Below are 465 nucleotides of genomic sequence, written 5' to 3'. Positions count from 1 at the left end.
CCATAATAGGTAGTGCACTATGTTAAGCAATTCAACCATTTTAGTGACAGGCGGGACAGGCTCATTTGGGCATACCTTTGTGCCGATGACGCTTGAAAAATACAATCCCAAAAAATTGATTATCCTGTCGCGTGATGAGATGAAACAGTGGGAAATGGCAAAACTGTATCAAGGCGACCCGCGGGTACGTTTTTTTATCGGTGATGTGCGTGATAAAGACCGTCTATATCGCGCGCTTGATGGGGTGGATTATGTGGTACATGCGGCAGCAACCAAAATCGTGCCCACTGCCGAATATAATCCGTTTGAATGTGTCAAAACCAATATCAACGGCGCAATGAATTTAATTGATGCCTGTATTGATAAAGGGGTGAAAAAAGTCGTTGCCTTATCGACTGACAAAGCGTCCAGTCCAGTGAATCTATATGGCGCGACCAAATTGGCATCGGACAAACTGTTTGTGGC

The 465-nt window shown here is 44.7% G+C and carries 1 protein-coding gene; it reads left to right on the top strand.

Annotated features, from left to right (window positions below):
* Positions 1 to 19: 19 nt before the first annotated feature.
* A partial coding sequence (locus M3627_RS20495) for a polysaccharide biosynthesis protein (protein WP_251557279.1) occupies positions 20 to 465 on the top strand: 446 nt, incomplete at its 3' end.

The organism is Psychrobacillus sp. MER TA 171 (assembly GCF_023713305.1).
Taxonomy (GTDB): domain Bacteria; phylum Bacillota; class Bacilli; order Bacillales_A; family Planococcaceae; genus Psychrobacillus.
Note: the sequence above shows the minus strand (reverse complement) of the source record. Positions and strands in the feature narration are given on the sequence as shown.